Annotated in this window: 23 protein-coding genes; 21 read left to right on the forward strand and 2 right to left on the reverse strand. The window is 54.6% G+C overall.

The window, feature by feature from the left end:
- Positions 1-46: 46 nt before the first annotated feature.
- The 12 genes from BLR64_RS00245 to BLR64_RS00300 all read left to right on the forward strand — a co-directional run bounded on the left by BLR64_RS00245 (position 47) and on the right by BLR64_RS00300 (position 13,815).
- Positions 47-1,423: an FAD-dependent oxidoreductase gene (locus BLR64_RS00245; RefSeq protein ID WP_090711070.1), complete on the forward strand. Its 1,377-nt coding sequence runs from the start codon at positions 47-49 to the stop codon at positions 1,421-1,423.
- A complete protein-coding gene (locus BLR64_RS00250; protein WP_090711072.1) occupies positions 1,420-2,358 on the forward strand; it encodes a carbohydrate ABC transporter permease in 939 nt (312 codons plus the stop codon). The genes BLR64_RS00245 and BLR64_RS00250 overlap by 4 nt, the downstream gene beginning before the upstream one ends.
- Positions 2,359-2,382: 24 nt before the next feature.
- On the forward strand, positions 2,383-3,219 hold the full coding sequence (locus BLR64_RS00255; protein WP_090711073.1) for a carbohydrate ABC transporter permease: 837 nt from the start codon (positions 2,383-2,385) through the stop codon (positions 3,217-3,219).
- Positions 3,220-3,322: 103 nt separating this feature from the next.
- Positions 3,323-4,678 carry an ABC transporter substrate-binding protein gene (locus tag BLR64_RS00260; RefSeq protein ID WP_167360559.1) on the forward strand — a complete coding sequence of 452 codons (1,356 nt, stop codon included), beginning with the start codon at positions 3,323-3,325 and terminating at the stop codon, positions 4,676-4,678.
- Positions 4,679-4,758: 80 nt separating this feature from the next.
- A complete protein-coding gene (locus BLR64_RS00265; RefSeq protein WP_090711077.1) occupies positions 4,759-6,504 on the forward strand; it encodes a sensor histidine kinase in 1,746 nt (581 codons plus the stop codon).
- Positions 6,482-8,086: a response regulator gene (locus BLR64_RS00270; RefSeq protein ID WP_090711078.1), complete on the forward strand. Its 1,605-nt coding sequence runs from the start codon at positions 6,482-6,484 to the stop codon at positions 8,084-8,086. Before BLR64_RS00265 ends, BLR64_RS00270 begins: the two co-directional genes overlap by 23 nt.
- A gap of 33 nt (positions 8,087-8,119) precedes the next feature.
- Complete coding sequence (locus tag BLR64_RS00275) at positions 8,120-9,472, forward strand: FAD-dependent oxidoreductase (RefSeq protein WP_415841031.1); 1,353 nt, start codon at positions 8,120-8,122, stop codon at positions 9,470-9,472.
- Positions 9,473-9,495: 23 nt separating this feature from the next.
- Positions 9,496-11,601 (forward strand): 3-keto-alpha-glucoside-1,2-lyase-like domain-containing protein, encoded by a 2,106-nt coding sequence (locus tag BLR64_RS00280; protein WP_090711083.1) that lies wholly within the window; start codon positions 9,496-9,498, stop codon positions 11,599-11,601.
- Between the two features lie 126 nt (positions 11,602-11,727).
- Positions 11,728-11,979 carry a hypothetical protein gene (locus tag BLR64_RS00285; protein ID WP_090711085.1) on the forward strand — a complete coding sequence of 84 codons (252 nt, stop codon included), beginning with the start codon at positions 11,728-11,730 and terminating at the stop codon, positions 11,977-11,979.
- Positions 11,980-12,114: 135 nt separating this feature from the next.
- Positions 12,115-12,417 (forward strand): HesB/IscA family protein, encoded by a 303-nt coding sequence (locus BLR64_RS00290; protein WP_090711087.1) that lies wholly within the window; start codon positions 12,115-12,117, stop codon positions 12,415-12,417.
- 38 nt (positions 12,418-12,455) lie between these two features.
- A complete protein-coding gene (locus BLR64_RS00295) occupies positions 12,456-12,698 on the forward strand; it encodes a YuzB family protein (RefSeq protein WP_039871963.1) in 243 nt (80 codons plus the stop codon).
- 292 nt (positions 12,699-12,990) lie between these two features.
- Positions 12,991-13,815, forward strand: coding sequence for an aldo/keto reductase (locus BLR64_RS00300; RefSeq protein ID WP_090711089.1), 825 nt, complete (start codon positions 12,991-12,993; stop codon positions 13,813-13,815).
- A 107-nt stretch (positions 13,816-13,922) separates the two neighbouring features.
- Here BLR64_RS00300 and BLR64_RS00305 read toward each other — a convergent pair whose 3' ends face one another.
- The gene (locus tag BLR64_RS00305; protein WP_068727920.1) at positions 13,923-15,062 is read right to left on the reverse strand and encodes a THUMP domain-containing class I SAM-dependent RNA methyltransferase; all 1,140 of its coding nucleotides are present in this window, start codon (positions 15,060-15,062) and stop codon (positions 13,923-13,925) included.
- 191 nt (positions 15,063-15,253) lie between these two features.
- Between BLR64_RS00305 and BLR64_RS00310 the strand changes: the two genes are divergently transcribed.
- On the forward strand, positions 15,254-15,883 hold the full coding sequence (locus BLR64_RS00310; protein ID WP_090711091.1) for an O-methyltransferase: 630 nt from the start codon (positions 15,254-15,256) through the stop codon (positions 15,881-15,883).
- Positions 15,884-15,899: 16 nt separating this feature from the next.
- Here the strand turns inward: BLR64_RS00310 and BLR64_RS00315 are convergent, their stop codons facing one another.
- A complete protein-coding gene (locus tag BLR64_RS00315) occupies positions 15,900-17,120 on the reverse strand; it encodes an MFS transporter (protein WP_208607102.1) in 1,221 nt (406 codons plus the stop codon).
- A gap of 239 nt (positions 17,121-17,359) precedes the next feature.
- On the opposite strand from BLR64_RS00315, the gene hemE reads away from it, so the two are divergent.
- The 8 genes from hemE to BLR64_RS00355 all read left to right on the forward strand — a co-directional run bounded on the left by hemE (position 17,360) and on the right by BLR64_RS00355 (position 25,438).
- Complete coding sequence (gene hemE, locus BLR64_RS00320; RefSeq protein WP_090711093.1) at positions 17,360-18,421, forward strand: uroporphyrinogen decarboxylase; 1,062 nt, start codon at positions 17,360-17,362, stop codon at positions 18,419-18,421.
- A gap of 18 nt (positions 18,422-18,439) precedes the next feature.
- Positions 18,440-19,390 (forward strand): ferrochelatase, encoded by a 951-nt coding sequence (gene hemH, locus BLR64_RS00325; protein ID WP_090711094.1) that lies wholly within the window; start codon positions 18,440-18,442, stop codon positions 19,388-19,390.
- Complete coding sequence (gene hemG, locus BLR64_RS00330) at positions 19,387-20,838, forward strand: protoporphyrinogen oxidase (protein ID WP_090711096.1); 1,452 nt, start codon at positions 19,387-19,389, stop codon at positions 20,836-20,838. The genes hemH and hemG overlap by 4 nt, the downstream gene beginning before the upstream one ends.
- 344 nt (positions 20,839-21,182) lie before the next feature.
- The gene (locus tag BLR64_RS00335; protein WP_167360560.1) at positions 21,183-22,475 is read left to right on the forward strand and encodes a CapA family protein; all 1,293 of its coding nucleotides are present in this window, start codon (positions 21,183-21,185) and stop codon (positions 22,473-22,475) included.
- A gap of 89 nt (positions 22,476-22,564) precedes the next feature.
- Complete coding sequence (locus BLR64_RS00340; RefSeq protein WP_090711100.1) at positions 22,565-23,296, forward strand: glycerophosphodiester phosphodiesterase; 732 nt, start codon at positions 22,565-22,567, stop codon at positions 23,294-23,296.
- A 39-nt stretch (positions 23,297-23,335) separates the two neighbouring features.
- The gene (locus BLR64_RS00345) at positions 23,336-23,959 is read left to right on the forward strand and encodes a fumarylacetoacetate hydrolase family protein (protein ID WP_090711102.1); all 624 of its coding nucleotides are present in this window, start codon (positions 23,336-23,338) and stop codon (positions 23,957-23,959) included.
- 18 nt (positions 23,960-23,977) lie between these two features.
- Complete coding sequence (locus tag BLR64_RS00350) at positions 23,978-24,778, forward strand: DUF92 domain-containing protein (RefSeq protein WP_090711529.1); 801 nt, start codon at positions 23,978-23,980, stop codon at positions 24,776-24,778.
- A gap of 60 nt (positions 24,779-24,838) precedes the next feature.
- A complete protein-coding gene (locus tag BLR64_RS00355; protein WP_090711104.1) occupies positions 24,839-25,438 on the forward strand; it encodes a TetR/AcrR family transcriptional regulator in 600 nt (199 codons plus the stop codon).
- Positions 25,439-25,472: the final 34 nt, after the last annotated feature.

Raw genomic sequence — 25,472 nt, forward strand, 5'->3', positions numbered from 1 at the left:
CCAGTGGAGAACGGAGAAAGCCGGCTGCCGGGGAAGAGAGGACTGCATGATCAACGATACGTATACGCTGAATAGCAAAACATTACCGCTGAATTCCTCCTTTGACGTAATTGTCGTCGGAGGCGGTCCGGCGGGCTGCACCGCTGCAGCTGCGGCTGCGAGAGAAGGGGCGAGAACGCTGCTGGTGGAGGCGACCGGCAGTCTTGGCGGAATGGGAACCTCGGGTCTCGTGCCGGCCTGGTGCCCGTTCTCTGACAAGGAGAAGATGGTTTACAGGGGACTTGCAGCCCGGGTGTTCGACACTTTAAAAGCACAAATGCCCCATGTACAGAAGGAAGCTATGGATTGGGTGCCGATTGATCCGGAGAAGCTCAAGGTGGTTTTTGACGGTCTCGTAGCCGGAGCGGGCGCCAATATCCTTTTTCAGACGATGCTGGCCGGTGTCGAGAGGGATGAGGAGGGCAATATTACAGCGCTCCTCCTGTTGAACAAGGCCGGATTGCAGGCATTCCGCGCAGCTGTCTATGTGGACTGTACAGGCGATGGTGATGTGGCGGCCTGGGCAGGCGCCGAGTACGCCAAGGGGGATGAGGAGACCGGTGAGCTTCAGCCGGCCACACATTGCTTCATTCTCGGCAATGTGGATGATTATGCGTACCTTAATGGTCCGTTACTGCATGCCGAGAACCCGCACAGCCCTATACATGAGGCAGTCGCCTCCGGAAGCTATCCGGGTATTCCTGACACTCATATCTGCAACAACATGATAGCCCCGCGCGCCGTGGGCTTCAATGCCGGGCACCTCTGGGGAGTTGACAACACGGACCCGTTCTCGGTATCGGAGGCGCTGGTACAGGGCCGCAGGATGGCGGCCGCATACCGGAATATGCTTGCTGCTGTCCAGCCGGCTGCCTTTGGCAATTCGGTTGTGATGAGCACAGGCACACTGATTGGAACACGCGAATCCCGGCGGATTACCGGTGATTATATCCTCACGGCTGAGGATTACATGGCCCGCCGAAGCTTTGACGATGAAATCTGCCGCAACAGCTATTTCATTGACGTACACGGTACGCAGAAAGAGCAGCAGAGCGGTGAAGGATCAGGCCTGTCCATTACCCTCTACGGACCCGGAGAGTCGCACGGTATTCCTTACCGCTGCCTTACGCCGCGCGGATTGCGTAATGTGCTGGTGGCCGGCCGCTGCATCTCCAGTGACCGCCGGGTACTGGGCAGTGTCCGGGTCATGCCGGTCTGCCTGGCCATGGGGGAAGCGGCCGGGCTGGCTGCAGCGCTCGCTGTGAAGCACAACGGCGGCGATGTTCATGCAGTTGATGTAGGCCGGCTGCGCAAACGGCTCAGAGAAGAAGGCGGCTATTTACCGCCAACCGATGCTGAGAAGACAGAGGGGGGAATGCAATGAGCCAGCACGCGATCCTAACGGAGACAACCAAACCGCAGCCGAAAGTATTCTGGACACGCAAAAGACGCGAGCAGCTGGCCGGATGGCTCTTCATCGCCCCGGAAGTCATCGGGATGCTGGTCATCGCTGTGTTCCCCCTCGTGTTCAGCCTGATCCTTAGCCTGACGGAATGGAATCTGGTCGGCGGCTTGTCTGCGATCCACTTTGTGGGACTGGATAATTTCGTCGAATTATTCAGGGACAACCGTTTTTTGCAGGCGCTGAAGAACAATGTGCTGTTCACCCTCGGGACCGTACCGGTCACCATGCTGCTCGGGGTGGTGTTCTCTGCACTGATCCATAAGAAGCTGTACGCCAAGACCTATTTCAAAGTGGCTTTTTTCGTGCCCTATATCTGTTCTACGGTCGCAATAGCCGCCGTCTGGCAGGCGCTTTATCACCCGTCCAAGGGTCCGGTCAACCAGATTCTGATGCAGCTCGGGCTGTCTGATCCGCCGCGCTGGCTGGTGGATACCAGCTTTTCGCTGATTGCAATCATGATTATCTATATCTGGCAGCTGCTCGGCTATCAGATCATTATTTTTCTTGCCGGTATGACGAATATACCTGAAGAGCTATATGAGGCCGCGACAATTGACGGGGCAAGCGGGATCGGACAGTTCCGGCGCATAACACTGCCGCTGCTTGGACCGACCACCTTTTTCCTGGCGATCACTAGCACGATTTCATCATTCAAAATTTTCGATATGATCAAATTCCTGACCGACGGGGGACCCAATTATTCCAGTACGGTCATTGTGTACCAGATCTATGAGGAAGGCTTCGAGCGGTTCAAGATGGGGTACGCCTCGGCCATGTCCTGGGTACTGTTCCTGATCATCATGCTGGTCACGTCAATTACCTGGATAACCCAGAGCCGTAAAGTCCATTATTAGACGACAGGGAAAGGAACAAACGTTATGACCCAAAAAAAAGTAAAACCCGGCAATCTGCTCCTTACAGCCCTGTTCGCGGTTCTCTCCGCATTCTTTCTTATGCCGCTGGTATGGATGCTGTCCGCTGCTTCCAAGACGGAACGGGAGGTCTGGACCTTTCCGATTCAATGGATTCCGCAGGACTGGAACCTGATTGCAAACTTTAAGGCTGTGTGGATGGGCGATGTTGCATTTGGATTATTTTATATGAACTCTGTCAAAATCGCCCTGATATCCACTATAGCGACCATTGTGATTTCAGCCATGGCCGGATACGCGCTCGGGAAGCTTGATTTCAAGGGAAGATCGCTGATCTTTACCCTGATGCTTGCCTTTATGATGATTCCCGAGCAGGCGACGCTCGTTCCGCGCTATATTATGATTAAGGAGCTTGGACTATATGATTCCCACACTGCACTAATTCTGATGGGCATGTTCTCCAGCTATTTCACTTTTCTGCTGCGCCAGTTCATGGTCGGCATCCATAATGACATGCTCGAAGCAGCCGAACTGGACGGTGCCGGTTTCTTCCGGATTTTCTGGAGCGTAGTGCTGCCGCTTAGCCGGCCGATTCTGGCTACAGTTGGGATAATTAAGTTCATCTGGACCTGGAATGATTATCAGGGACCGCTGATCATGCTGAATTCAACGAAGCTGTACACCATTCCGCTGGGCATGCAATTTTTCAAGGAAGAGTTCGGAACCCGGATCTCGGTCATGATGATGGCTTCGGTAGCTGCGATTGTACCGCTGCTGGTGCTGTTTCTGGCGCTGCAGAAGCAGGTCATAGACGGGATTGCCATCGGCGGAGTCAAGGGCTAGAAGGTCAAAAAAGTGTACGCCAGAACCGCAAAGCTGTACACGGTATCAGCTTCTTTAAGATTGTATAATGAGCCTGCAGCAACCAAATCAAGGGGGAATTGCTTTGAAAAAACTATCATTAGCGCTAGCCAGTATGCTCCTTATGCTCTCCGTCACCGCGTGCGGCGACGGCAGCAGCAATTCATCTGCCGCAACCGATGCGCCTGCACCGGCTGCCGGCAGCGGCAGTACTGAACAGCCAGCGGGCAAGACAAAGATCAGATTCTACACATTCAAGGCAGATAAACCGGAGGAGCCTATCTATCAGGCGGTTCAGTCGTATAATGAATCCCAGGACAAGGTGGAAGTGGAGTATAAATCGCTGGTGCAGAACAGCGACAGCACCGAGTTCATGAAGAAGCTGGATATTCTGGTTGCCGGAGGCGAGGTCGTTGATGTATTTATGACCGGCAACGAGGATGAGCTGCTGGAACGCGCATCACGCGGTGTTGTGGAACCGCTTAACTCTTTCTTTGAGCAGGAGAACATCACTCCGGAGGATGAATATTCCAAGCTTTTGAAGCTGGATGATCAGGTATACGGCATTCTGCCGAGCTCCACGCAGTGGCTGACGGTATTCAATAAGGATCACCTGGAGGCTGCGGGCCTGACCCTGCCTGAAATGGGCTGGACCTGGGATGATTTCCGTGATTATGCCAAGAAGCTGACTACAGATGAACACTATGGGACTTATTTTCATACCTGGGGTGAATATCCGAACATCATCGCTTATACCGAACGGCCGCATCCGCAGCTGAACGCTGATTTGAAGCCGATTTTTGATGACCCGTCCTTCGAGTATTTCTTCAATCTCCGCCGCGTTATGGAGCAGGAAGACAAGAGTGTCGAGCCGTATGCGGATGTGCTGGCCTCCAACTATCATGTGCTGCAGCAGTTTTTTGCCGGAAATGCCAGTATGCTGGCTGTCCCGAGCTATGCGGTCAGAGCAGCATTGAATCTGGAGAAATTCCCGCATGAGTTCCAGACGATGTACGCTCCGCTGCCGCGGTCTGTTGATACGCAGGAGGTAGGCATGACCAATATTTCCGGCGGTGGGCTGGCGATGGGTGCCAAATCGGAGAACAAGGAAGCGGCCTATGATTTCATCCAGTGGATGGCCAAGGAATCCTATAAATTCACGAAGGAAATCCCGGCGTTCAAGGGTGTGGACGGAGCGGAATTAATCAAGGGCTTCTTCGGCGAAAATGAAGATCTGATCGATACTGCATCCTTGTCCAAAACGCTGTTTGATCCGAATATTAAAATGCCGGATACGTTTAATGTACCTTACGGCAACGAATTAAAGGCTATTGTCGAGAACGGCTTTGCCAGCTATATCCTGGATAACCGCAGCTTCGAAGACATTAAGAAAGAAATGACAGCGGAAGTGGAAAAGGTCGTTTCAGCCAATAAACAATAAAGAAATCATCAGAAGGCGGCAGCGGTTATGGATTATAATAGGAACGTTAAATCTACATCAGAGCACAAGGTGGAGACAATATGAAATGGTTAAGCCGTTTTTCCTTCCATCGCAGACTGCAGTTCACGTTCCTGGTCCTGATTCTGCTGCCTTTTATTGTAGTCACCTTCTGGTCTTACACCTCGGTAAGAGAAAACGTTAGTGATAAGATCACCCGCTCCAACGAAGAGACCCTGAAGGTAATCGCCAATCAGCTTGAAAAGACCGTGGATAACATTTCATTTGTCTCCGTCTATTTCTCCGAGGCCTATGATCCGGCGGTACTGGAAAGCCTGCGCTATCTTAAGGATGCCGGACATTTCGGCAGCTATGGGGTGTATACCCACTACAATAAGCTCAAAACTACGGCCAATATACTATCGGTGCAATCACTCGATGCCGAGCTGCAGATTATGCTGGTCAACCGGGACAACCGGATTCTGATCGGCAATCAGGATATCCCCGTATTTTCGGAGCTGCCGGAGCGTCTTCTGCAGGAAAGCAGCAAGCTGGATGAGCAGGAGAAAATCACGCTGCAGTGGTTTCCCTACGGCGGAGACCCTGCTGCACCCGACTATTATTATGCTGTGCGCTTTATAACCGACCCGCTTAATCAGGAGAAGCTTGCGACACTGTACGCGGGGATTCCAAGCCGCTATTTTGAGGAGCTGCTGGATACAGGCAACAGCGCAAATCTCATCTCACTCGTGGATCAGGCCGGCAGACCTATCGCGAGGCTGGGTTCAGCCGGAGCTGCGCAGGAGAAATCTTTTCTGGTCAGCGAGGTGCGTATTCCTAAGGTAGGCTGGCTGCTGTCCGGGCGGACACCGCGCAGCTCTGTTGACAGCCACATTAACAGGGAGTTTCTTATTTCCATTTCGGTTGTCGGCTTGTTCTTTTTGGCGTTTCTGATTCTGTCCATGCTGTGGGCGGGGCATATCAACAAACCGATCAGTCTGCTGCGTACAAGCGTGAAGCAATATGTCGGCGGCAACCGTGCAGTAAGAATACCGGTCAAGGGCAAGGATGAGGTGGCCGTATTATCAGCCGCCTTCAACCAGATGCTGGAGGATATGAATCAGCTTCTGCAGCAGGTGGAGAGTGAGCAGGAGGAGAAAAGACTGCTGGAGCTTCAGGCGCTGTCGGCACAGATCCGGCCGCATTTTCTGCTCAATACCCTCAATTCCATCAAGGTGGATCTTCTGCTCTCCGGTGACCAGTCTCACGGGGCGATGATCGATGCGCTGATGAAGCTGCTGCGCGTCTATGTTCATGTCGACAAGCCGCTGGAGCTGGCTGAGGAGTGCAAGGTGCTCGGGAGCTATGTCCAGGTAATGCAGATCCGCAACCGGCTTGACATCACCTTTGATTGTGTCCTTGATGACAGGGCTGGAGCAGTGCTGCTGCCAAGGCTGCTGCTGCAGCCTGTGGTCGAGAATGCAATCAGCCACGGCTTCTCTGCACGTCCGGACAATCCGGCAATCCGGCTTGAAGCCTCGCTGGAGCAGGACATGTTAACCATCAGTATAAGCGATAACGGCCGGGGCATGCCGGACGATAAGCTCCAGCGTCTGAACCGCAGGCTGCTTGGTGATGAGGAGGAGACGCTCTGGCCGGAAAAAGGGGTAGGGCTGATTAACACTGCACGGCGGCTGCAGGTATTATACGGGTACCGTTCGCGGCTGACGGCGCAGCTGCGCGCAGCAGGCGGCATGACCTTTACGTTTATGATCCCGGTTACAGCTGAGAAGGAGGCGGAAGCCCATGATGACCCTGATGTTGATTGATGACGATGTCCCGATGCTGGAATATGTGGAATTTCTGCTGGGCTCACTCGGCCTGGAGCTGCAGCTTGCAGCTTCCGCCTGCAGCAGTGAGGAAGCGCTGGAGCAGTTCCATACCGTTCTGCCTGATCTTGTCATTATTGATATCGGCCTGCCGGGGATGGACGGGCTGGAGCTTGCGGATGCATTCCGGATCACCAAGCCCGAAGTGAGGCTCATTTTTTTGACCTGCTATGAGGATTTTCATTACTCGAAACGGGCTATTCAGCTGGAAGCGGACGACTATCTTATCAAGGATGAACTGTCACCGGAGCAGCTGAAAACCAGCCTGGGCAAAGCGATGGGCCGCTTCCGGAGCCGCCAGGAGCTGCTGGAACGGTATTCTCTCCGCCAGGCTATTGAGCGCAACAAGGAAGTATTGAAACAGAACTTCCTGAAACAGCTGCTGTCCGGAACGGCAGACAGGGAGGATACGCTGCAGTTCGGCGAACGTCTGGGCATTTCATGGAAGCACCCTTTTCTGCGTCTGGGGTTTCTTCATATGGATGCCGCATCAGTAACTGAACGTTACCGGTACAAGGATTTCCCGCTGATTCACTTTGCAGTGAATAATATTGCGCTGGAGCTGTCTGCCGGAGATTCCTCCATAACTCCGGTTATGAGCCGGGATGCCGACATTTTTCTGCTGTGGAATGTTGCTGATCCTGCCTGTCCTGCAGACGGCATTACGAGATATATGGATTCACTGGTCTCAAAGGTGGAGCAGTACCTGAAGGTTACCGTCCGCGGCTTCTACTCTGCGGCTACCGGTTCAATCCGGCGATTTGAAACGCTGCATCTGGCGTTTACAGAGAGCCGGGATTACAACTTTTACAATGCGGTTACACCCGTGGCACTGCTCGGAGAGCATACGGGTTTCGGGCAGACGGCGGAATGGAGGGGCGACAAGGAGCGCGGTATGCTGTCACTGGCGCTGGAGGACCATAATGCCGCCTGGATTGATCTGGCGGTCAACCAATGGACTCATCACGTTTCGGAGCAGCGGCTGCTGCCCCGGCTGGTGAGGGAGTTATATGCCAATTTCGTACGCCAGATGGCCTTTGAGTCGGGAGGCCTTGCCGAGGAGGATTATTTCATTCAGCTGGAGCAGACGGTCCATGTCACTGAGGCGGCCCGCCTGACCAAACGGGAGCTGAGGAACCTGTGGAGACAGCATACGCTTGCGCCGGCGGCCGCTGAACAGAAGGATATCAGGCTGCAGGCGGTGGACAGCTTCCTTGAGGAGCATGCCGACAAAATGGTGACTTCCCTTGATATGGCGGAGCATCTGCATCTGAATCCAAGCTATTTCTCCAGATACTTCAAGAAGCTGTCCGGTGTTAATTTTACCGATTACGTCAATCAGTACAAAATGAATATGGCGATCACGATGCTCTCACGTCCTCACGAGACGGTAGAGAATGTTGCCTACCTCCTCGGCTTCTCCGACCGGGCCTATTTCTCCAAGGTTTTCAAGAAGTACAGCGGTAAGAACCCCAGTGAATTCAAGGTCCAGCCGCTTGATGCGGAAGGAACAGACAAATAAAGCAAACGGAATAAGCTTCGGGAGGGGAAAATATTGAACAGAACATCTTTTACATTACCGGCGGAAGAAGTCAGCATATCACAGGAAGTGGATGTGCTGGTGGCGGGCGGCGGTCCGGCGGGCATCGCTGCGGCAATGTCTGCAGCGAGAGCAGGCGCGCGGACACTGCTGATTGAACAGCGCGGCTTCCTGGGCGGAATGGGTACCGTTGCCCTGGTGCCGGCCTTCTGCCCGTATAGTGACGGGGAGAAAGCTGTCGTGCGCGGCATCGGACTGGAGCTGCTGGAACAGATGAAGGCAGCGTGTGAACCAGGCTTCCGGGAACACTATGGCACCGAGCTGGATTGGGTGCCTATCGATCCGGAGGTGCTTAAGCGGGTATATGACCATGCGGTTCTGGAGAGCGGGGCAGAGATCCTGCTGCACACCGTTGTGAGTCAGACTCTGAAGGATGAAACAGGGCGTAAGCTTGAAGGTGTGGTTATAGTCAATAAATCGGGCAGAAGTGTGATCCGGGCGAAGACGGTAATCGACACAACCGGTGATGCGGATCTGGCTGCCCTGGCGGGAGCCCCGTTTCATAAGGGCGGAGAAGCCGGTGAGCTTCAGGCTGCGACCATGTGCTACTTGCTGGCCAACGTTGACCGCCGGAGGTTTGAGCAATACAGGAATGAAAGCGGTGACACTGACCAGCTTCACCGGGCTGTACAACGGGCCCAGGCTGACGGTAACCTTCCCCCCGGCCGGGACTCCGTCTCCGGGCTGGCCTGGGTCGCGGATTATCTGGTCGGCGTGAATTTCGGCCATGTATTCGGCGTTGACGGTACGAGCGCGGAGGACTTGACCCGGGGGGCGGTGGAAGGGCGGAAGCTGGTCAGCCTCCAGCTGGATTTCTTCCGCAAGTATGTCCCCGGGTTTGAACATGCTCATCTGGTGTCCAGCGGGGAGCAAATCGGTATCCGTGAAACAAGGCGGATAGTGGGTGATTATATTCTGACCCAGGAGGATTTCATGAATAGGGTCTCCTTTCCGGATGATATTGCCCGCAACAGCTATTTCATTGATATCCATATGGCCCGCAGCAGCGGTGCCATGCATATCCACCATCTGCCGCCCGGCAAATCCCACGGTGTACCTTACCGCTGCATGCTGCCGGCCGGTCTGGACAATCTGTGGGTGGCGGGGCGTGCAGCCTCCTCTGACCGTGTAGTTCAGGGCTCGCTGAGGGTTATGCCCAACTGCTTTGCAATGGGGCAGGCGGCGGGTCTGGCAGCAGCTATAGCCAGCAGCACGGACGGCTTGAGCCGCGGGGTTAATATATCTGCTCTTCAGCACAGGCTGGTTCAAGAGGGGGCCTGGCTGGGTGAGGCGTTGTCGGCACACTGACTAATTACGGGAGAGTGATTAGAATGACAAGAAAAGGAACGTCCCGAAGGCTATCCTTGCTTACCCTTGCCGGAATTTTGCTGTTCAGTCTCCTAGCCGGTGCATCCGGACCGGTTGCTGCAGCCGCAGGGAACACTTATTACGTGGATTCAAGCCTGGGCAGTGACAGTGCTTCGGGTACAAGTGAAGCCGCTGCATGGAAAACGCTGGATAAAGTGAACAGCGTAACGTTCAGCCCGGGCGACCGGATACTGCTGAAGGCGGGTGGCGTATGGAATAACCAGTACCTTGATCTGAAGGGCTCAGGCTCTGAAGGGAATCCGATTACCGTAGACCGTTACGGCACTGGTGCCAAGCCGCTGATTCATTTCGGGAACACGGCCGTGAACGGGGAAGGGTTCGGGGTAAGGCTGCGCAATGTCTCCTACTGGGAAATCAGTAATCTGGAGATTACGAGCGGCCAGCAGCCGGCAGATATGAGAAGAAGCGGAGTTCTTGTTACGGGGGAAGGAACAGGCGCCGGAGCTTTCCGGCATATCTATATCCGCAATCTGGATATTCACGATATCTTCGGCACCGACCGCAGAACAGGCGGCATCAACTTCCATGCCCGGGGAGCCAATACGGCACCGGAAAGCACCTGGGACGGCGTTCTGATAGAGAATAACACCGTCATTAACGTGGCTGATACGGGGATTCAGACGATGACGGACGCTTTTTTCAACAGCTCATGGGTTCATAAATTCGACGCTTTCCGCAATGTGGTCATTAGAGGCAATGTCGTGGAAAAGATACACCGGGACGGGATCCTGGTCAGAGCAGGCGTCTCGCCGCTGATAGAGTACAATAAGACCAAATCCATCGGGGAAGCCTGCGACGTCAACACCGCGGTTGTATCCTACCTTGATAATATTGCTGTGGTGGCAGCCCAGTGGGCCTACTATACGACGGGGGCGGTGTTCCAGTACAATGAGGCCTCTGATACCCGGATGCTGGACGGGGACGGGCAGCCGTGGGATTTTGACATCGAAGTACATGACAGTATCTACCAGTACAACTACAGCTATAACAATGAGGGCGGTATACTGCTGGTCATGAACAATACAAATAATAATATTTTCCGCTACAACATCAGCCAGGATGATCTGGACGGCAACGGGGCGTTTCATCTGGTTAACGGCGGAGGGAATCTGCATGTCTATAACAATATTATTTACCGGTCAGGCACGCAGAACCGGGCGCTTACCCATGCCAGCAATACAGGAATGGCTTATTACAGGAACAATATCTTCTACAACGCTGCAAGCGGCCAATACACGAATAGTCCGAGAATGACTTATGACCACAATAGCTTCTACGGGCTTAATTCAAGTGTGCCGAATGATCCCCACAAAATGGTCGGAAATCCCGGTTTTGTCGCTCCGGGTACAGCAGCGGGGCGGGAATCGGCGGACGGGTATATGCTGGCGCCCTCCTCTCCTCTGATCAATGCCGGTGCAGTGGTTGCAGGCAACGGAGGGCAGGACTACTTCGGGAATGCGCTGTATAACGGTGTGCCGGATATCGGGGTATTCGAGTATCAGGGAGCGGTTCCGCAGCCGGCCATTTTGTTTCAGGATGATTTTGAAGACGGCAATTACAGCGGATGGACGACTTCCGGAGGAAGCTGGAGTGTGGACGATGACGGTACGAAGGCTTTGTCCCAGACGGGATCATCAGGTGAAGCACTGGCCTATTCCGGCGAGGCATCCTGGAGAGACTATACGTATTCTGCCAGAGTCAAGCTGCTGAATGCGTTTGCCAATGCGGGCCTGCTGTTCCGGTATGCAGACGCCGATCATTATTATATGTTCAGGCTGAATGATGCGGGTGATAAGGCTGAATTGTTCAAAAAAACAGCCGGAGTACTGACGATGGTCGGCAGTGCCGGTATAGCGGTAACGCCCGGCCAGTGGACTGAGCTGAAGGTGAAGGTCAGCGGCAATACGGTTACAGCCTCTGCCGGCGGTGCCCAGCTGATCCAGTGGACGGATACGGCAGCTCAGCCGGCCGGCGGAAAGATAGGCTTCCGGATGCACTCCAGCACCGCCCGGTTCGACGATGTTAAGGTTACCGAAATTTTTAATTAAAAGTGAAACGATATCTGCAAATTTGCGTAAATGAACAACAAAGGGTACAGCCGCAATCCTTCAACAGGTGCCAAAGCGGTTGTACCCTTTTCACTAGATGCAAATTAGCAGGGAGGAACTTAATCTATGAAACTAAGAAAACTGCTGTCACTGAAACAGTGGTCTCATATATTCAGCAATACCTGGAGGTACATCAGCTCGCCTGCAGTCTCAATAGGGGATAAGCTGCTTTTCACGATTCCCGTGCTGCTGTACTGGATTTTGCCGGATGTGATGCCCTTTATGCCGATTGATGATATAGGGGTGACGATGCTGGTGATGGGCTGGTTTGTCTCGCGTATGGACCGTAAATATCCGGCGCTGCGGAACGGAAGATGAAAGTTTAAAGAATTTTTGTCCGAATTCTGTCATAAGGCGCTCTTCTATTTGTCCGGGAAGGTTGCTTTTGCAGGCTACTTTCCTTAAAATGAATTATTGAGGTTTTGAAGCAGATGCAAAAGGAGATGGATGAGGATGAACGTCAAAATTACCCGCAACGCGGCTAAAGTGATAAAAAAAACCATGGAACTTGAAGGCAACAGCGAACTCAAGCTGCGCGTAGCGATTACGCATGCCCACGGCGACCACGCCCACTATGGTCTTGATTTGGACACGCCTAAGGAAAATGACATCGTGGTTTCCACTGATAAAGAAATCGATGTTATTCTTGATCCGAACCAGCCGCTGCTGGACGGTGTGAAGATTGACTACCTGTACTTCCCGGAAGAAGGCTTTGTCATCACTAATCCGTCCAAAGGTAATCACGGCGAGCACTAAACCGCCGCTGTAAATAAGGACAAAAGAAGGGTTGCTCCATGGCTAACGAAATACAGATTTGTGATCAGTGCAATCACACCAGAATGAAGACGATTATGCCCAAGCTGCGCAAGATGGCACCGGATGCAGAGATCAAAGTCGGCTGCAAGTCCTACTGCGGACCCTGCGGCAAACGGGCCTTTATCTATATTAACGGACGTTATGTAAGTGCTCCAACCGAGGATGAGGTGCTGGCAAAGGCGGAAGCTTTTGTAAAGAAGCCGGCGGCAGTAAAGGAATAAATTCAGATATCGGGCTGCCGGATGTGCCGGCTTGTCTGAGCAAGAAGTCTCCGCTTTTGGGCGGAGGCTTTTTGCTGCATATACAAACGCAATGATTTTGGGCCACGTCGCGGCCCGTGTTATAATGGACAGGTTGTTAAATGGATTTTTAAAATATAAGGATTTCAGGTTGCCCATCATAAATGATCCTTATATTTCTCGCAGAAACGGATACCGTCCCTTAAAGGACGGCAAAGCCGTTTCTACTTGCATAGGCGGCAGCCGCCAATATACGAGAAGGGAATGAAACGGTATGAAGCATCTTACGGACAGCACGGTTCTGAATAACGGGGTTCATATGCCCTGGTTTGGTCTTGGCACGTACAAAGCAGAGGGAGCCGAGGTGGCTAATGCGGTAACAACCGCACTTGAATTGGGATACCGGAGCATTGATACTGCAGCAGTATATGGCAATGAGGAAGAGGTAGGCCAGTCTATTGCATCGAGCGGAGTGGCGCGTGACAGCCTGTTCGTTACCACCAAAGTATGGAATTCCGATCAGGGCTATGACACTACGCTGAAGGCCTTTGACACCAGCTGCAAAAAGCTAGGTCTTGATATAATCGACCTGTACCTGATTCATTGGCCTGGCAAGGATAAATATAAAGATACCTGGCGCGCACTCGAACGCCTGTATGAAGAAGGCCGCGTGCGGGCAATCGGCGTCAGCAATTTCCAGATTCATCATCTGGAGGAGCTGCGCAAGGACAGCGGTATCGTGCCTGCCGTCAATCAGGTGGAGCTGCACCCGCGGTTTATCCAGAAGGAGCTGCATGACTATTGCGTACAGCACCAGATCCAGATTGAGGCCTGGGCGCCGCTGATGAAGGGCAGACTGCAGGATAACGAGCTGCTGCAGGATATTGCCGGTAAGCATGGCAAGACCGTGTCTCAGGTGATTTTGCGCTGGGGGCTGCAGAACCGGATCGTAATTATTCCGAAGTCGGTCACTCCGTCCCGGATCAGGGAGAACAGTGAAATCTTTGATTTCGAGCTGTCGGCTGAAGAAGTAAGTGCAATCAGCGCGCTGGATGCCGGTGAGCGGATCGGGACTGATCCTGACAAGCTGATGTTCTAGCAGGGAATCGAACCGAGTGAGCTTTGAAATACAACTAACATTTAGATTAAAAAGAGCCTTAGACCCGAACAGCAAAGCTGCGGTGGTCTAAGGCTCTTCTCTAATTCTTATTGCGGGTTGCGCGGCGGGAGCGGTCCCAGGTACTGATAGTACTGGCATTCGATCCGGCCGTTGTACAGCTTGCGGCGCTTGTCCGCTTTGCGGCCATAGTATTGCTCGAATTCCTTGTAGGGGCTGATCGCGAAGAAGGACCAGGTCGGCAGATACAGCATCATCTCGCCGAACTGGCGGGTCAGCTTCTCCACTTCCTTGTCGTTACTGATGCGCTCGCCGTATGGAGGATTCGTGATGATGCAGCCGTATTCGCCTTCAGGGCGGGCTTTGGCAGCGGCCATATGCTTGAACGTGATCTCTCCGGCCAGGCCGGCGCTCTTGGCAGCAGCTTCGGCAATTTCAATTGCAGCCGGATCAATGTCGGTACCGGTCAGCTGCAGCGGGTAATCGTCACGCACAGCATCAAAAGCCTCATCGCGGGCTTCTTCCCACAGGCGTTTCGGAATCTCCGGCCAGTGCTCGGACGGGAAGGAACGGCGCAGTCCGGGCGCGATGTTCCAGGCGATCATTGCCGCCTCGATGAGGATCGTGCCGGAGCCGCAGCACGGATCGTACAGCGGACGGTGGCCGTTCCAGCGGCTGAGCTGGATGAGGGCGGCCGCCATAGTCTCCTTCAGCGGCGCTTCGGTCGCCTGGCGGCGGTAGCCGCGCTTGTGCAGTGCAGGACCAGTGGTGTCCAGCGTAATTAACGCGATGTCATTCAGCAGAATGACTTCAACGACATAACGCGGCCCGTTCTCAGGGAACCACTCGGTGCGGTACGACTGCTTCAGCTTCTCGACAATCGCCTTCTTGACAATCCCCTGGCAGGCGGGTACGCTGGTAAGCTGGGATTTGTGTGAACGTCCCTCTACCGGGAACTCGCCGTTCTCCGGAATCCAGTCCTCCCAGTTAATAGCCTTGACGCCTTCGAACAGCTCGTCAAAGGTCCGTGCAGGGAACTGGCCCATTTTGATCAGAACCCGGTCAGAGGTCCGCAGCCATAAATTACAGCGGCAGATATCGATAAGATCCCCGCTGAACAACACCCGTCCGTTCTCGGTGGTGGTCTCATAACCCAATTCGTTTAATTCGCGTGCTACTACAGCCTCCAGCCCCATAGGGGCGGTGGCGATCAGTTGTAATTTACCCAAAATGCGCTCAACTCCGTTTAGCTTGTAGATGGTTGCACCCAGCCAGTACAATAAGAAAAGCAGATAAGCAAAGAGGTACCCTGTACCGTCTTTATCCCATACATGCATACGCTTAGTAAAGCTTGGCCTAGCCAATCCTTTTCAGTATAGGGGAATGAGCGGGACTTCACAACATGATAAGGAGAATACATATGCCAAATCAGGAAGAATACAGTGAACAGCTGTACACAGAAGATGAATTATTGCTGGAGGTAAAAGAAGCGATCGCCGCCAACGGGATGCCTGAGGTGTCCATCGCCCCCGGCTATGGCCGGCTGCTGACGATGCTGGTCAGCCTCTCACGGTCCACGCGCATCCTGGAAATCGGCGCACTGGGCGGATACAGCGGCATCTGCCTGTGCCGCGGCTTCGCCGGCGGCGGGCAGCTGACCTCGCTTGAGCTGAAGCCGGAGTATGCACAGCTGGCTAAGAGCCATTTGGCCAAGGCAGGCTTTGCTGATAACGCCGAATACAAAATCGGCCCCGCGCTGGACAGTCTCAAGCTGCTCGAAGCGGAGGGCCGGACCTTTGATTTCTTTTTCATCGATGCGGACAAGGAAAACTATCCGAACTATCTGGAGTATGCGATCCGGATGGCCTCACCGGGGGCGATCATCGCCGGGGATAACATTTTCCTGCGCGGACGCACACTGAATACGGACAAGAACGGGCCGGCAGTACAGGCAATGCGCCGGTTCAACGAGATGATGGCCAGCGACGAACGGCTGACCAGCACCCTGCTGCCTGCATATGACGGCCTGGCTCTTGCTATGGTGAAGTAAGCCCGACACCACAGCATTAGCGGAACAACTGGTGACGGCTCGGCTTGTACAGCTTGAACCTCACCCAGACTGTGTTGATCAGCAGAAAGCCGCCGGAAATGATAAACAAGCCTTCGATTCCGATATAACCCGATAAAAACCCGCCGATTACCGCACCAAGCATATTGCCCAGGGCCAGCGTGCTGCTGTTAAAGCCGAAGGCCCTGCTTTCCTTACCGTCAGGGGTATAGGAGCGGATCAGCGCATTCACACTCGGCAGCAGCCCTCCCATAAACACCCCCATCAGGAACCGGACCACAATCAGCTGCCATACACTGGTCACAAAAGCCTGCGGAATCAGGAACAGCGCCGCTCCAATCAGCGCATATGTCAGAATGCGTTGGGCCCCGACCTTATCACTTAGCTTACCCAATAGCGGTGACGCCAGCATGTTGGAGATCCCGGTTACCGCACTGACCATTCCCGCCCAGAAGGCAATATTAACAGCTGATCCGTGCAGCTTCTCCACATAGAGCGGCAGCAGCGACATCGGGCTGATCATTGCAAACTGCAGCAGAAAGGTCACACCGAACAGTGCAGGCAGCTGCGGGACCTTGGCCAGCTCCTTAAAGCCCTCAAGTACAGACACCTGCGGAACTTTGGCAGCCTCTACACGGTTGAATTTTTCTTTTACCAGGAATAAGGCGAGCAGTGAAGCAACGAACAGCAAGGCACCGACAACATAAAAAATCGGCCGGAAGCCGATCCAGTCAGCAAGCAAGCCCCCGATGAGCGGTCCCAGAATGGTCCCGGCCACCGAGCCGGACTGCATCAGGCCCATGGCGAAGCCCATGCGGTGCTTGGGTGTCGTTCCTGACACCAGGGCGATAGATGCCGGGTTGAACCCGGAGATTGTCCCGTTCAGCAGCCGGAGCAGCAGCAGCTGCATCGGGGTCTGGGCGAAGCCCATCAGCACAATGACAATGGCCATGCCGAAGCTGGAGCGCAGCAGCATGATTTTGCGGCCGTATTTATCGGCAAGCTTGCCCCACAGCGGCTGGAATATAAATGAGGTCAGGAAATTTGCGGCAAAAATAAGTCCGGCCCAGAGACCGATCTCCCTGTCACCCGTGACCCCCAAATCTTTCGCGAGATAAAGCGACAGGAAAGGGGTAATCATAGTCATACCGGCATTTACAAGAAACTGGCCAAACCAAAGCACCATGAGGTTGATTTTCCAGGTCTCCCAATTCTTCAAAGTGCTTTCACTTCCTTTCAGCAGATTCAGATTATTTGCAAAAAAATTCACAAAAAATTGACATTCTATCAGTATATCATATATTTTCCTCTTTCCGGTGCAACACTTGTCATAGTAATGTCATTGGATTGTCATTCTAGGGCGGCGAGAACGGTTGTTACCAACTTTTAAAAGGGGCATAATAAGTTATATGCGTGTGCAACTATTCTATCAAATCTAAATTCAATGGAGATCTTATCATGACCTACAATGACACTTTTATCCGCGCCTGCAGACGGCAGGAGACGGACCACGTTCCCGTATGGTACATGCGGCAAGCCGGCCGTTATGATCCCGAGTACCGTAAAATCAAGGAGAAATATTCGCTGCTCGAAATCTGCAGCCAGCCGGAGCTTGCGGCCGAAGTAACCTTGATGCCTGTGCGCAAGCTGGGTGTGGATGCGGCTATCCTGTATTCCGACATTATGAACCCGGTAGCTTCAATCGGTGTGAAGTTCGACATCGTGAAGAATATCGGCCCGGTCATCGAGAATCCCATTGCGACCGCTGCCGATGTCGACCGGCTGAAACCGATCGACGTAGAGGGTGATCTCGGCCATGTGCTGGAGACCATCGCTATCCTGGACAAGGAGCTGGATGTGCCGCTGATTACGTTTGCCGGCGCTCCGTTCACGATTGCCAGTTACCTGATTGAAGGCAGACCTTCCAAGAGCTATCACCGTACCAAGGAAATGATGTTCAGCCAGCCGCGCGTCTGGGAAAAGCTGATGGATAAGCTGGGCGATATGGTTATCGCTTACCTGCGGGCCCATGTAAAGAGCGGCGGCAAGGCATTCCAGCTGTTCGACAGCTGGGTCGGAGCGCTGGCCCCGCGTGATTTCGAGCGCTACGTGCTGCCGACGATTTCCCGTATTTTTGCCGAATGTTCGGATCTTGATGTACCGAAAATTTATTTTCCCGGCGTCAGCTCAGGAGAGCTCCTGCCAAGCCTTAAGGGTCTGCAGACCGATGTAATCGGACTGGACTGGCGTGTAAGCCTGACCGAGGGCAGACGCAGAATCGGAGAAGGCTTTGCTGTTCAGGGCAACCTCGATCCTTACCTGCTGACTGCACCGATGGAGCTGCTCAAGGAACGGGCGAAGGATCTGATCGACGAGGGCATTCAGCAGCCGGGATATATTTTTAACCTGGGGCACGGCTTATTTCCCGAGGCTTCGCTGGATACGCTAAGAGAGCTGACGGAATATATCCATGACTATTCGAAGCAGGCGCTGAAACAGGCGGCCAAGCCGCAAATCTAATACAAGGAGCTGGAAACCATGACTGCAAAAATTGGTGTACTAGTAATGTCCTACGGCACACCCGAGAGCCTGGACGGAGTAGAGGCTTATTACACCCATATCCGGCGCGGACATGCCCCTACTGCAGAACAGCTCAAGGAGCTGAAGGACCGCTATGAAGCGATTGTCGGTGGCGTATTCCCGCTGCGGGAAAATACGAACCGCCAGGTTGAAGCACTGCAGGAGGCGCTGAACAAAGCCGGCGGTGATGTAGAGTATGTGTGCTATCAGGGACTGAAGCATGCCAAGCCTTTTATCGAGGACGGCGTGGAGGAGATGGTGCGTGACGGTATTCATCATGCTGTTGGTGTAGTCCTGGCTCCGCATTATTCGGTTATGAGCGTGGGAACATACATTAAGCGGGCAAAAGAAAAAGCGGAAGCCTGCGGAATCACCATGGAATTCGTGGAAAGCTACCACCTGCATCCTGAGCTGGTTGATGTGCTCAGCCGCCGGGTATCAGCGAAGCTGGACCAGTTCGAAGAGACAGGAGCGGCCCGCGGGGATGTGCGGGTGCTGTTCAGCGCGCACAGTCTGCCTGAGCGGATTCTGGCCATGGGCGACCCTTACGTGGATCAGCTGCTTGCAACCTCGGAGGCCATTGCGGAGCAGACCGGTGTAACCAACTGGCAGTTTACATGGCAGAGCGCCGGCAGAACGGCAGAGCCGTGGCTTGGCCCGGATATTCTCGATACGATGCGCGAGCTGGCCAAGAGTGAAGTGAAATATGTTTTGTCGGCACCGATCGGATTCGTATCCGACCATCTCGAAGTGCTGTACGATCTGGATATAGAGGCCCAGGCGCTGGCTTCCGAGCTGGATCTGCGGCTCATGCGCATTGAGTCTTTGAACAGCGACCCGGCCTATATGTCTGTTCTCAGCGACGTGGTCCGTGCCAAAGCGGGACAATTAAAGGTGAACCAGCCATGACCGGTTCCCGACGCAAAGTCGTGATTATCGGCGGAGGCCTCAGCGGCCTCAGCGCCGCTTTTTATGTGCGCAAGTATTACCGGGAGGCGGGCGTACAACCCGACATCGTGCTCCTGGAAAAAGAAAACGTCCTGGGCGGCAAAATTGAGACGCTGCAGCGGGAGGGCTTCGTTATCGAGAAAGGCCCGGATTCCTTTCTGGCCCGCAAAACAGCCATGGTCGAGCTGGCCCAGGAGCTGAAGCTTGATCACGAGCTGGTGACTACCAACCCGAATGCCAAAAAGACGTACATACTGCAAAAGGGCAAGCTGCATCCGATGCCGGCAGGGCTGGTGCTCGGTATTCCGACCGAGCTGAAGCCGTTCCTGCAGAGCGGTCTTATCTCCTTCAGCGGCAAAATGCGGGCCATGCTGGACTTCGTGCTCCCTCCGCGCCGCAGCAAGGAGGATGAGTCGCTGGGCGAGCTGATCGAGCGCCGCCTGGGGACAGAGGTGCTGGAGAACATGACCGAGCCGCTGCTGGCCGGTATTTATGCCGGCGACATGCGCAAGATCAGCCTCCAGGCAACCTTCCCGCAATTCGGCGAGGTGGAGCGCAAGTACGGAAGCCTGATCCGGGGAATGACCACCGGCCGCAAGCCGGTGGAGACCCATACCGGAACCAAGAAAAGTGCCTTTCTTACCTTCCGGGGTGGATTGCAGAGTCTTGTGCAGGCGCTGATTCGTGAGCTGCACGATGTTGAGCAGCGGACCGGAACGGCTGCAGCGGCTATTAAAGAGAGCGGAATAACGGGAGCCTCGCGTTATTTGGTGCAGCTGGACAGCGGCGAAGTTCTGCAGGCGGATGATATTTTCGTTACGGTGCAGGATTTTGCTGCCGCAGGCCTGCTCCGTCCGCATGTAGATGTGGCACCGCTGGAGGATGTCAACTATGTCTCTGTAGCCAATGTAGTATTGGCCTTTGCCAAGAAGGACATTGTTACTGAATATGACGGCTCGGGCTTTCTGGTTCCCCGCAAAGAGGGACGGAATATAACAGCGTGTACCTGGACCTCGACCAAGTGGCTGCATACCAGCCCGGATGATAAGGTGCTGCTGCGCTGCTATGTCGGCCGCTCAGGGGACGAACAGAATGTGGAGCTGCCCGACAAGGCGCTGACGGAGCTGGTGCTGAAGGATTTGAGGGAAATCATGGGAATTACCGCCAAACCGCTATTCTCGGAGATTACCCGGCTCCGCCGTTCCATGCCGCAATATCCGGTCGGCCATCCGGCGCGGATAGCCGGCCTGCGCAGTGAGCTGGGGCAGAAGCTGCCCGGCGTTTATGCTTTTGGAGCAGGCTATGATGCCATCGGCCTGCCGGATTGCGTCAAGCAGGCGAAGGAGGCCGCCGTGGCCTCAGCTGCCGGTTTAAAAAACCGGCCTGAGCTTGAGCCGGCGGTCCGATAAGAAGAAACGGTGAAGCCTGGCTTCACCGTTTTTTTGTATTTCGCCCGGGGTATGGCCGGGTCAGATTAACGAAAAATCCCTTTGATTCACGCGCATGCGACGCTGTCCGTCCCAGAGCCACTCCTAGATATTATTTTACTAGATTATATACTGCGCTTGTGTGGTTTGGAGGGCTGTGTATCAGATATGCTATAATAGAAACACTTTATATATAAAGGAGATTATTTGTACCCATGTATCCACCGCGATCTCAGAGCCGGGAGAAAGATAAGCATAGCAGCAAACGCCGACGCAGAAGGGCTTGGGCATGGATCAATGTAAGTCTTTTATTGTTGATTACCGCTATGCTAACTTATTATTTTGCCAAGGATGGCGGCAATTCACCTGCAGCACAGCCTCCGCCGGCGGAGAGCACCGCCTCACCGCCGCCGTCAACAACGCCGGAGCTCCCGGCGGTTCAACCCTCACTAGCGGCTGATTTGCAGCCGGAAGCTACAGTCACGCCGGAGCCGGTGCAGACGCCGGTTTCCGCTGAGGAAGCGACACCGGCTCCATCTCCGTCCCCGGAGACGGCAGCAACGCCATCACCCCTGCCGTCACCGGATAACAGCAAGCCGGATGATGAGCAGGGGAGCGGCGCTGCTCAGGGCGGTGCAGCCTCGGGACTGCCTGAGGATGCCGGCGGACAGACCGTTACCCTCAATTTTGCCGGAGACGTGATCTTTGCCGGCAAAGTGGCTGAGCTGCTGCAGAAGCAGGGCTACAATTATTCCTACTCCGCACTGGACGGGATGTTCAAGAAGGATGACCTGACGGTTGTGAATCTGGAAACGCCGATTACAACCGGCGGAGTTGGCGCAGCAGATAAGCAGTTTGTGTTCAAGGGAGCCCCGGAGGCGCTGGATGCGCTGAAATCTGCCGGTGTGGATGCAGTCAATCTGGCCAACAACCATACGCTGGACCAAGGCGAACAGGGGCTGCTGGATACCTTGAATCACCTCAATACAAGGGGCATCCCTTATGTAGGTGCCGGCAAAAACAGCAAGGAAGCCTACACCGCCCAGTATTTTGAGCGAAATGGAATCAAAATTGCCCTGCTGGGCTTCACCCGGGTCATTCCGCGCAGTGACTGGGCAGCCGGTTCCGGCAAACCGGGCCTGGCCTCGGTTTATGACAGCACGGAAGCGCTCAAGACGATCGCAGCGGTGAAGCAAAAAGCCGACATCGTTGTGGTGATGGTCCACTGGGGGAAGGAGCGGGTGGAGCAGTATGATTCCACGCAACAGACGCTGGGACGCAGCTTCATAGATGCCGGAGCGGATCTGGTCATAGGCGGGCATCCGCATGTCCTTCAGGGAATTGAGCCGTACCAGGGCAAGTGGATTGCTTACAGTACAGGCAATTTTATTTTTACCCGTTCCGCAACACCTGCCACCTGGGAAACGGCGGTCTTTCAGGCAGAGTGCAGCATCAAGGGCCAGTGCTCGCTGACGCTGCATCCGATGTATGCCGAGCTGGGCCGGCCGGTGCCGATGAATGATGCTGACGGGCAGCTGCTGCTGAACAAGGTTCAATCCTTGTCTGCAGGCCTGATCAGAATCGGCAGTGACGGGCGTGTTTCCCAGGCGGGCAGATAAAATCGGCAGGTTCCTGCATGAGCTGCCGGCCTGACGGAACCTTTTCCGGTGACTGGTTCAGACTACATCTGCTGGAGGGATAAATACTTATGCAAAACATATGTGTAGCCCATCGCGGGTTTTCCGGCAAAGCACCGGAGAATACATTAGCAGCCGTACGCATGGCGCTCGCGCTGCCTTTTGTCAGCTGGATGGAAATCGATGTGCAGCTGACCAGGGACGGAGTGCCGGTCGTCATTCACGACTTCACGCTGGACCGGACGACCAACGGGCACGGCAAGGTAAAGAATATGGATTTTGAGCCGATGCGTCGTCTGGATGCGGGAAGCTGGAAGGGGCGTGCTTTTCGCGGAGAAAAGGTGCCCTCACTGGAAGAAGTGCTTGACCTGGCGTCCGGCAGGCTGAAGCTGAACATTGAACTGAAGACAAGCGGCGATATGTACCCCGGTCTGGAAAAGGCGGTTATCGACCTCGTCTCCTCCAAAGGCATGCGGGATGAGGTCGTTCTGACCTCGTTCGATGCCGGAGTCCTGAAACGGATTAAAGAGCAGGATCCCCGCTTCCACACCGGATTGATTTTCGATTCACGGCTGGGTGACCCGGCGCGCAAGGTGAAGGAGCTGGACTGCTCCTTTCTGTCGATCAGCTTTGCCAGGTTAAGCCCGGGGCTGGCCCGTCTGCTTGCCGAGCGGGGGATTAAAATGATGGCATGGACTGTGGATAAAGCCAAGGAAATGCACCGCCTGGCCGAGATGCATTCGGAGATTATGATCTGTACGAACCGTCCGGACGTCTGGGGCGACACTTTTCTGAAAGCCTGAACAGAATTCAAATTTAACGGGAAAAGAGCTGAAGCTATAATGTGCGCTGATATTAATAATGTATATTGCGTTGGACGGAACTACAGATTACACGCGGAGGAGCTGGGAAACAAAGTTCCTGCGGAGCCGCTGATTTTTCTAAAGCCTTCCCATGCTGCCGTGCCTCTGGATAAAGCCATTATCCATCTCCCTCAGAACGCCGGCCAGATCCATTATGAAGGTGAACTGGTTCTGCGCATTGCCCGTGATTATGTTCCCGGGATGAGTGTGGAGGAGCTGGTGGATGTTATGGCGCTTGGCCTGGACTTCACGCTGCGTGATGTACAGGAGGACCTGAAGAAGAAGGGGCTGCCCTGGACAGCGGCAAAAGGCTTCAAAAACGCTGCCCCGCTGACGCCGTACATCGCCCTGCCTGAACAGGAGGAGCTGGAGGCTACTGACTTTACTGTGCGTAAAAACGGGGTAGAGGTACAGCGCGGCAATGTGAGGGATATGATTTTCTCGCTGCAGAAGATTGTTGAATTTATAGCGTCCCGGTACGGGCTCGGCAAAAATGATCTGATCTTCACAGGGACACCGGCAGGGGTCGGCCCCGTTGTTTCCGGAGATTCCTTCGAGCTGTTCTGGGGCGAGCGGCTGCTTGGCACCTGCATCATCGGATAAAGGAGCTGGCAGGAAATGGTGTCTTGGATCATTGGCGCCCTCGGCGCTATGCTGGTGGCTGGCGCGGCTTACCGCAAACGGTCACTCAGCTTCTCAGGGATGATCGCAGCCTTTGTTATGGGGACCGTTTATTTCGGGGCGGGCAATGCGTTCTGGTTTGGAATTCTGCTGATTTTTTTCATCTCCTCCAGCCTGCTTTCGAAGCTTCACCATGAGAACAAGGCGGAGCTTGAGCTGACCTATGACAAAACGGGAACGAGGGATGCCGGGCAGGTGTTTGCCAACGGCGGGATGGGGATGCTGCTGGTTCTGTTGAACGCAGTGTATCCTCTGGAGCTGTGGGAGCTGCTGTTTATCGGCGTTATGGCTACTGTTACATCGGATACCTGGGCAACAGAGATCGGCACGCTGGCCGGGCGGCCGCCGCGGTCCGTGCTGACCGGCAGGGTGGTGCCGGCCGGCACCTCGGGCGGCGTCTCGCAGCCGGGCACGCTTGCCGCCGCAGCCGGCGGAGCCCTGATCGGCGCAGCCTCCTGGCTGCTGCGGGCGGTCTCCGGCATGGAGGAGCGCTCCTTCCTGCTGCTGACGCTGGCAGGCCTCCTGGGCGGGCTCGCCGGCGCGTTCTCCGACTCGCTCCTCGGGGCAACGGTGCAGCGGATGAACCGCTGCACCGAATGCGGCCGCGAAGTAGAAGCCTCGCGGCACTGCGGCCGGCCTACTGTGCACGCCAGAGGCTGGCGCTGGATGAACAATGATGCCGTCAACGCGCTCAGCACACTGGCCGGCGGCGCTGCCGCCCTGCTGGTCAGCCTGCTCTGACAAAGAGCCGGCAGAATGCTCCTCAAGGGGTACAGAGATTAAGATGTGGAGGTGAACTGGTTGAGCAGCTCAGTAAGTCACAAGCATACAGCCATTCTGGATGCCGCTTATGAACTTTTCGGTTCAGGGGGCTTTTACGAGACGAAGATGTCAGAAGTAGCTGAGAAGGCGGGTATCGCCAAAGGGACGGTCTATCTGTATTTTAAAAGCAAGGAAGAGCTGTTTCTCGCTGTCACTCGCCGTGATTGCGAAGGATTCCTCGAGCAGCTGGATGTGAAGCTCAAGGCATGCGGCAGCCTGCAGGAACAGCTTACGGTGATTGCCGGGCATCATTTGATGTACTATTATGAGCGCAAGCAGCACACGAAGCTCTTCTTCCGGGCCCCTAATAATCATTCCGAGCTGGTAGCTTACATGACGCAGTTTATGGAAGAATACATGCGGGCAGTTATGAGAGTGATGCAGGACAGCGGTGCTGCCGAGCCGGAGCTGCTGGCTGAGTCCTATATCGGCACGCTCGACAGACTCAAAATGGACATCATGCTGCGTCCCGGCTTCACAGAAGCGGATGCACGCAAACGGGCTGAATTTGCTGCAGGCCTGTTTATCCACGGTGCACTCGGCAGCCGCCAGGAACAGACCGCACCAGAACGGGATTAAGACGAAGCGTAAACTGCTATTAAACTATAAGGCA

The organism is Paenibacillus typhae (genome assembly GCF_900099765.1).
GTDB classification, from domain to species: Bacteria; Bacillota; Bacilli; order Paenibacillales; family Paenibacillaceae; genus Paenibacillus_AQ; species Paenibacillus_AQ typhae.